Source organism: Pseudomonadota bacterium (assembly GCA_030775045.1).
Classification (GTDB): Bacteria; Pseudomonadota; Alphaproteobacteria; order JALYJY01; family JALYJY01; genus JALYJY01.
This window is the reverse complement of the sequence record JALYJY010000094.1, coordinates 1-6,838: the sequence shown is the minus strand read 5'-3', so window position 1 is coordinate 6,838 and position 6,838 is coordinate 1. Positions and strand designations below refer to the sequence as shown.

Annotated in this window: 6 protein-coding genes; 2 read left to right on the top strand and 4 right to left on the bottom strand. The window is 58.0% G+C overall.

Features of this window, described 5'->3' with window-relative positions; all coding sequences use genetic code 11:
* Positions 1-38: 38 nt before the first annotated feature.
* The 3 genes from M3O22_07940 to M3O22_07930 form a co-directional block, all read right to left on the bottom strand.
* Entirely contained in the window at positions 39-947 is a 909-nt protein-coding gene (locus M3O22_07940) for a DUF4852 domain-containing protein (GenBank protein ID MDP9196675.1), read from the bottom strand.
* A complete protein-coding gene (mutY, locus tag M3O22_07935; protein MDP9196674.1) occupies positions 940-2,034 on the bottom strand; it encodes an A/G-specific adenine glycosylase in 1,095 nt (364 codons plus the stop codon). Before mutY ends, M3O22_07940 begins: the two co-directional genes overlap by 8 nt.
* A gap of 65 nt (positions 2,035-2,099) precedes the next feature.
* Positions 2,100-4,367: a hypothetical protein gene (locus M3O22_07930; protein MDP9196673.1), complete on the bottom strand. Its 2,268-nt coding sequence runs from the start codon at positions 4,365-4,367 to the stop codon at positions 2,100-2,102.
* A gap of 176 nt (positions 4,368-4,543) precedes the next feature.
* Here M3O22_07930 and sppA point away from each other — a divergent pair, with 176 nt between their 5' ends.
* Together sppA and M3O22_07920 are read left to right on the top strand one after the other, a co-directional pair.
* Entirely contained in the window at positions 4,544-6,289 is a 1,746-nt protein-coding gene (gene sppA / locus M3O22_07925) for a signal peptide peptidase SppA (protein MDP9196672.1), read from the top strand.
* A gap of 4 nt (positions 6,290-6,293) precedes the next feature.
* A complete protein-coding gene (locus tag M3O22_07920) occupies positions 6,294-6,476 on the top strand; it encodes a tautomerase family protein (protein MDP9196671.1) in 183 nt (60 codons plus the stop codon).
* 9 nt (positions 6,477-6,485) lie between these two features.
* On the opposite strand, the gene M3O22_07915 is transcribed toward M3O22_07920, so the two are convergent.
* Positions 6,486-6,838: hypothetical protein (locus M3O22_07915; GenBank protein MDP9196670.1), on the bottom strand; the 353-nt coding region annotated here is incomplete at its 5' end.

Below are 6,838 nucleotides of genomic sequence, written 5' to 3'. Positions count from 1 at the left end.
ACCCCGGACCGTCAAGCCAAAAAACACCCCTGGCCCTGTCATTCGGAAGGAACGCTGCCGGGAGCGGGCAGAACGGGAGACTGCTTTTCAGGTTCTCCGGGAAGAACCAGGCCGGGACCATCACCCGGGCCGGGCGGCGCGGTGTTTTTCATCAGCCTGTCCCTGACGCTGCCGGCCCTTGCATACCCATAGGTTTCCACCAGGCGGGTGCCTTCCTCGTTGTCAAAAAAATCCATCCGGGGAATACGGGCATCCAGCATGACCGTGATCTCGCCACTGCCCTCATCGGTCGAGAATGACATGACATCTGCAATCTCTACCGTAAAACGCAGCCAGGCATACCGGTCCAGGTTGTTATCCCGCAGCATGTTCTCGACCGTCTGGCGGGCACGGGCAGCGGGCACCGGCAGATTGGGCATCTTGAACGGCGGGCGCAGGGATGCAATGTACCGCACCGGGAGCACACGGGTCCGGGCCTGACCGCAGGACAGTTCCTGCGTATCGTACAGGACCAGCTCGCTGAACCCCAGGATAGACCTGTCAGGAAACTCGAAGGCGCCGCGGACAGGATTGTAGCGGTCCAGCCTGACCTTTGCGATATAGTAGAAGCTGTTGGGAAGCCTGTCATGCCTCAGGGCAAAGGATTTCCGCATGGCCTCCCGGAATTTCTGCCACTCGAACTCGTTGGTGAAAAGCCTCTGGTAGACATCGCACCAGACAGTCATCCCCACGCTGTCGAGGATAGTGTTCTCTGACAGATCCAGCGTATTGTACCGGATCAGCATCTGGGTCAGGTATGCAGGCGTGGCCGGAAAAGGCCCACCGGATTCTGTTACAGCAGTCTTCTTTTTCCCCTGCTCCTGGGCCATGGCGACAGGAGAGGCCGCCGGCAAAGCCCATGCAGCGCACAGGATCAGGACAAGGATTCGGCGCAGGATGTCAGCCATGGCACTCACCGACAGTTTCCATTTCCCTCTCAGTATCACAGACAGCGTTGGCAGAAACATGGCGGACAATTTTTGCCATGAGTGACGGCAGCCCCAGCCGATCCAGCGCATCCACCGGCACCCACATCCCCTCCATAACCTTCTGGCCCGCGGAAAGACAACCAACCGCCACGCTCATTTCCAGAGGAAAATGGGTAAACACGTGGCGTACATGCCCCGGCAGGACCTGCCAGCACGCCTTGCAGGGGGCCTGGGCGAGAAGGGCTTTTACCTCCTGCCTTTCCGCAATCCAGGGCGTGGAAGGAAATTCGGGCATTCCACCCAGCAGCCCCTTTTCAGGCCGGCGCCGCAGCCAGACCCGCCCTGCCCTGTCCGTCAGCCAGAACGCCAGGGTATAACGCACAGGACGTTCCTTTTTTTCAGCCCTGCGTGGCAGCTTGTCCACCAGTCCCTGGGCCAGGGACACACAGGAACCGGACCAGGGACACCCGGCACAATCGGGGGAGCGCGGCGTGCACACCGTGGCGCCCAGCTCCATCAGGGCCTGGGTATAGTCGCCATACCGGCTGTCAGGCAACAGGCTTTCAGCCCGGACCTGGATATCCGGCAAGGCCTTGTCCGGGGGCAGATCTATACCGCAATACCGGGCAATGACCCGCTTCACGTTGCCATCAATGGCTGAAGCCCGCTGGCCAAAGGCGATCGAGGCAATGGCTGCCGCCGTATATTCGCCAATTCCCGGAAGCTGACGCAGTTCAGCCTCTGTCGACGGAAACCGCCCGCCAAAATCGCCCAGGACCCTGCGGGCGCAGGCATGCAGGTTGCGGGCCCGGGCGTAATAGCCCAGCCCGGCCCAGGTGGCCAGAATATCTTCCAGCGGCGCGGCCGCCAGAGCCTCAACCGTCGGCCAGCGGGTCAGAAAGGTCCGGTAATAGGGAATAACGGCGGCTACAGTAGTCTGCTGCAGCATGATTTCCGACAGCCAGACGGCGTAGGGATCAGCAATCTCTCCCTCTTCCGCCCGCCAGGGCAGCACGCGCCGGTGCCTGTCGTACCAGTCCAGAAGAAGGCGTGAAGGGGTGCACATTCCCTGTTTCTATTGGAACGCGACCACCTTCACAACCTTTTCCTGACCTGCGCCGGGAAATCCTGTCAGGCTGTTGCTGTTGCCAGCCGGGCCGTTCCTGCCGCATCTGGCACCACGGCAGACATGGGGTTCTTTTTGTACCGGTCAGGGCATGAAAATCCCCTGGCACCGACACACAGCCAGCCCAGAACAATCCAGACCCGGTCTTCTGCCTTTGCTCCTGCCAGATTCCGGCTCAGGTCGGCAGAAACAGCGTCCATATTTCCCTTCGTCAGCTTTCCCTGGCTGACAGCAGCAGACAGCTGATTCCTTTTCATGCCAGCAAGCCAGAGCAGCATTTGTGACACTGCTGTCTGGGCCTCAGGATCCTTTGCAAGATCCTCTGTAGCAGACTGCAGATCACCTTGCAGACCGGTGCTGATAAATTCTGTGCTTCCGTACGTCAGTCCGACAGGCCTTTTATCCTCCGGGATCAGGGCATGGATTGCAGCCAGAAGGGCGCAGTACTGCTGAACAATTCCATCCGTGGTCCCTGCGGGCCTGAATTTGATCTCAGGCCAGTCGGGCGTTTCCGGGCCGAAAGTTCCTGTAACTGGGGGGGCATATTTCCCCTCCCGGTCCTGATCTTCGGCAGGCGGAACAAGCACGACTCCCGAACCTTTTACAGACTGGCCGCTGGCTGTTGCCCTGGCTTTTTCCGCAATGCGGGCAGCTTCTTCCAGTGCCCTGGTCCGTGCCTGGTTCCGATCCCGGACGATACCACTGAATACTTCCCTGGCTGTGGCATGACCTGTATCAGAAACCCCTTCCAGAGCAGATGCCACATCCTTCCTGGCCTTTTCATAGTCTGTACAGGCTGTCCGGAAATTTTCCGTGTCATTTACAACGCCGGAAAGCACATTGATCAGATCGTCTCCCATACCGGAATCTTTCTGGAAACTGAAAGGAACAAGCGGTGAAAGGAGAGCGATCTTCACCTCCAGAGCATCTGCCAGATGCTCCAGCCCGGGAACCGGAGTGTCTCCGGCCTGGCCTGACTCCGGTGCTTCCATGCCCAGCATGTGGAACAGTTCAGTATGCCGCCTGGCGTATTCCTTCAGCGCAGGCAGGGTACGGATCTCTTCATCTGAAATTCTCCGGATTTCCGGAACCGCAGATGCAGCCACAGGCGCCGGCGCAACAACAGCTGCCGGAGCTGTTGCAGGAGCAACGACCGGAGCCGGAGCCGCCAATGCCACGACTGGCGACGGAGCTGCAGCAACGGGAGGAACAGAAGGCGCAGGCGTTTCTGCTGAAGGTGCAGGTACAGCATCAACCAGCGCGGAAATTTGCACAGCCACTGCTTCTTCCCGAAAAGTGGTTTGTGAGGCATTTTTCTGCCATTCCCAGGCTGCATTCAGATCCCGTACAGCTGCATCTTCATTCGTGACTGGAATAGCTTTTACCAGAGCTTTCATCAGCAGAGTATAAAGCTTTGGATCGGGTAGAAAGAAACCGTTCTCGATCAGGAGAACAGCTTGCTCCAGACCCAGAACACTCCGATTTTGGGGATTATCCTTGATCAGATACGCATCAACAGTGTGGGAACCTTCTGCCGACACACAGTAAAAATTATGGCCTTCTCCGGTACTGATCGCCTGCTGCGCCTGTCTGATTTTCTCTTTCAGGGCGGATATCTGTTCGCCCTGTTTTTCCAAAGCCTTCTGATAGACTTTGAGAGACCCACTGGAAACAGCGCCTGTTTCCATAGCACTCTGAAGTTCTTCATTGAAAACAGTAACAAATCCGCCCCAATCACAAATCCCTGCTTTTTCCATACGGGCTTTCAGGATTGTTGCAAAAATGCCCTCTTTTTTATTGGCTGTATTTACAACCCTTTCAGCAATTTTTTCAGCTTTCTTTTCCTCGTTCTTTTCTTCGTCCGCCTTCCTGTCCCTTGCGGCGGCTTCCAGAAAGGCCTTGATCACCTCTGCGGGTTTACCTTTCAGCAGGATCTTTTCAAGAATCTTCACGACTTCAGGCCCGGGAACCTTCTCGCCCCTCAACCACTGCTCTACGGTGTCCTGTTCAATGGACATGTCTTTTTTCAGATTCGTCTTGGCCTTTTCAAGCTGGGTCCTTATTTCTCCAATCCCAGCCTCCAGCGTGGATTCTTCTGCAACCAGGCCTGTCAATTCCTCCTCTGAAGACTTCCGGCGGTCTGCCTGCTCTTTCAGAATCCCATGGGCGGCCTCAACAAGTTCCGACAATGTAATTCGGGAAGCAGTTGTCCTGTGCCACTTGAAACGTGAGCCAAAGCTCATTTCAACCTGGTCTCTTGTCAGCCATGTCATGACCTGAAACTCCCCCTGTCGGATCTTTATCTTTGTGGCAACAGGGTAAAAGGCGTAAATACTTTCAGCAAGAAGCGCTGTACAGATCTGCGGAAAAACACATCTGCCGGGCAATTGCCAGCCGGCGCTTTTGCAGGTAAAACCCGGAAAACAAAGCTGGAAGGATCGTGAAGGCCATGCGCTATATCACCAGATTTTTTGCCCTTTTCGGCCTTGTGGTCTTTCTGGCCATTGCCGGCACGGTCCTGTGGGTCAACATGATGCTGGGCGGGCCAAAGCCTTTGCCCCCTTCCTTTATCCTGGAATACACCCTGGACGGGGACATCCGCGAATCTCCGTCAACATCACCCCTCAGCGCCCTTCTGGGATCGCAGCCCGGCCTGCATGATCTGGTGGGCCGCATCCGCCGCGCGGCAGACGACACACGGGTAAAAGGCTTCATCGTCCAGATCGGCAGTTCCGGGTTGGGGCTGGCCCAGATCCAGGAGCTGCGCGACGCTGTGGAATTCTTCCGCAAAAACGGAAAGCCCGCCGTGGCCTTTGCCGAAACCTTCGGGGAATTCAGTCCGGGCCAGAAGCTGTACTGGCTGGCCTCGGCCTTTGACACAGTCTGGCTGCAGCCCGTGGGTATGGTGGGCCTTACCCCCCTGTCCCTGGAAATGCCCTTTGCCGCAGATGCCGTGAATTCACTCGGTCTCCAACCCGAAATCGGCCAGCGCATGGAATACAAGACGGCCTTCTCCCCCCTGACGGACAAGAACCTGACGCCGGCCAACCGGGAACAGTACACCGCACTGCTGAACGACCTGTCAGACCAGATTATCCAGGGCATTGCCCAAGGCCGGAATATGGATCCCGCAAAGGTCCGGACCCTCATGGACCAGGGGCCATTCCTGGACCAGGAAGCCCTGTCCGCAGGTCTGGTCGATCACCTGGGTTATTACGACGAGGCCCGGGCTGAAACCCTGAAAAAAGCCGGAGAAAAAACCGAAGCGGTCGATATGGCGGACTGGACTCCGGAAGCCTCGAAGGATGCTCCACGCATGGCTCTGGTACACCTGTCCGGCCTGATTGTCCGGGGAGACGGGAAACTGGACCCCCTGACTGGCGGCATGGCTGCCGGTGCCGCCAGTATTGCCGAAGGTATTGAGGAGGCCGTGAAGGACAAAAAGATAAAAGCCATCGTCGTCCGTATCGACAGCGGCGGTGGCTCTCCGGCCGCATCAGAAACCATCCGTCGTGCCGTTGCCCTGGCGAAAGAGGCCGCAAAGCCGGTCGTTGTCTCCATGTCCAATGCCGCAGCCTCGGGCGGGTACTGGGTAGCCATGTCCGCCAGCGCCATTGTGGCCCAGCCCTCGACCCTCACCGGCTCCATCGGGGTTGTGGGCGGCAAGATCGCTACAGAAGAAACCTGGAAAAAGCTGGGCATCACATGGGAACAGCTTTCTGCGGGGCAGGGTTCCCCGACCCTGTGGTCACAGGTCCAGCCCTACAGCCCGGAAGACCGTAAAAAAATGGAAGCCATGCTGGACTGGACTTACGAGGCCTTTGTCAGAGGCGTGGCACAGGAGCGGAAACTTCCCATGGACAGGGTCAGGGATATCGCCCGCGGACGGGTCTGGAGCGGCGCAAGGGCAAAAGAGCTGGGGCTGGTGGATGAGCTGGGCGGCCTGAACACTGCCGTCCGCAAAGCCAGGATTCTGGCCGGCCTTCCGGAAGAAGGACCCACAGCGCTGGTGCCGTATCCCCAGCCAAAGCAGCCCTTCGGGAACCTGCTGCGCAGCCTGCGACAACTGGGGGTCCAGAGTGAGATGCTCCTGAAAACCCTGTCCTGGATTGCTCCGCTGTTCGAGGCTGGCGCCCCCCTGTCCGCCCTCACCCGGACCGGCGCCATTGCCCCCCTGCCCTCACTGGTGGAGTAAAATCGTGCCCTGGATCATTGTAAACATGCTGGAAGGCCGCACGCCAGAAATGAAGCGAAAGCTGCACGACGCTGTGGCAGAGGCCGCCAGCCAGTCGCTGGAGATCCCAAAGGACAGGATCCGCATCCAGATTGTGGAGATGACGCCGGTGGATCATTCCATTGGCGGGAAAACCTCGGAGAAATAGCCGGACACATTATCCGGCGCGCATAAGCAGCGCTGGCCGGGGGCCGGTTTTCACACCAGCTTCGGCAATGCGCCTTTTTACCCGGCCAAGAACCTTGGGCAACCTGTTTTCTATCTCTTTATCCACAGTCGCAAGCAGGGGCTCCAGAAGCCTGTTGTTATCCCGGATAGCCCTCTGGAAAACATCATCATAGAGATAGGCGTATCTCTCCGGGCGGAAGCCCAGAAAGCCTGCCATACCAGTTCGTGCCGGAGAATCGCACAGATCCGCAATAATCCTGCAATGGGGAGAGGCCATAAGACGTACCAGCATTGCCCCATCCTCCGGGGTGGGGTCCGGGGCTGCTACAACAACACCGAAAG

Bases quoted from the DNA above. Each gene is read 5' to 3' on its own strand.
- M3O22_07940 (MDP9196675.1), bottom strand. From the start codon at position 947: ATGGCTGACATCCTGCGCCGAATCCTTGTCCTGATCCTGTGCGCTGCA.
- mutY (MDP9196674.1), bottom strand. From the start codon at position 2,034: ATGTGCACCCCTTCACGCCTTCTTCTGGACTGGTACGACAGGCACCGG.
- M3O22_07930 (MDP9196673.1), bottom strand. From the start codon at position 4,367: ATGACATGGCTGACAAGAGACCAGGTTGAAATGAGCTTTGGCTCACGT.
- sppA (MDP9196672.1), top strand. From the start codon at position 4,544: ATGCGCTATATCACCAGATTTTTTGCCCTTTTCGGCCTTGTGGTCTTT.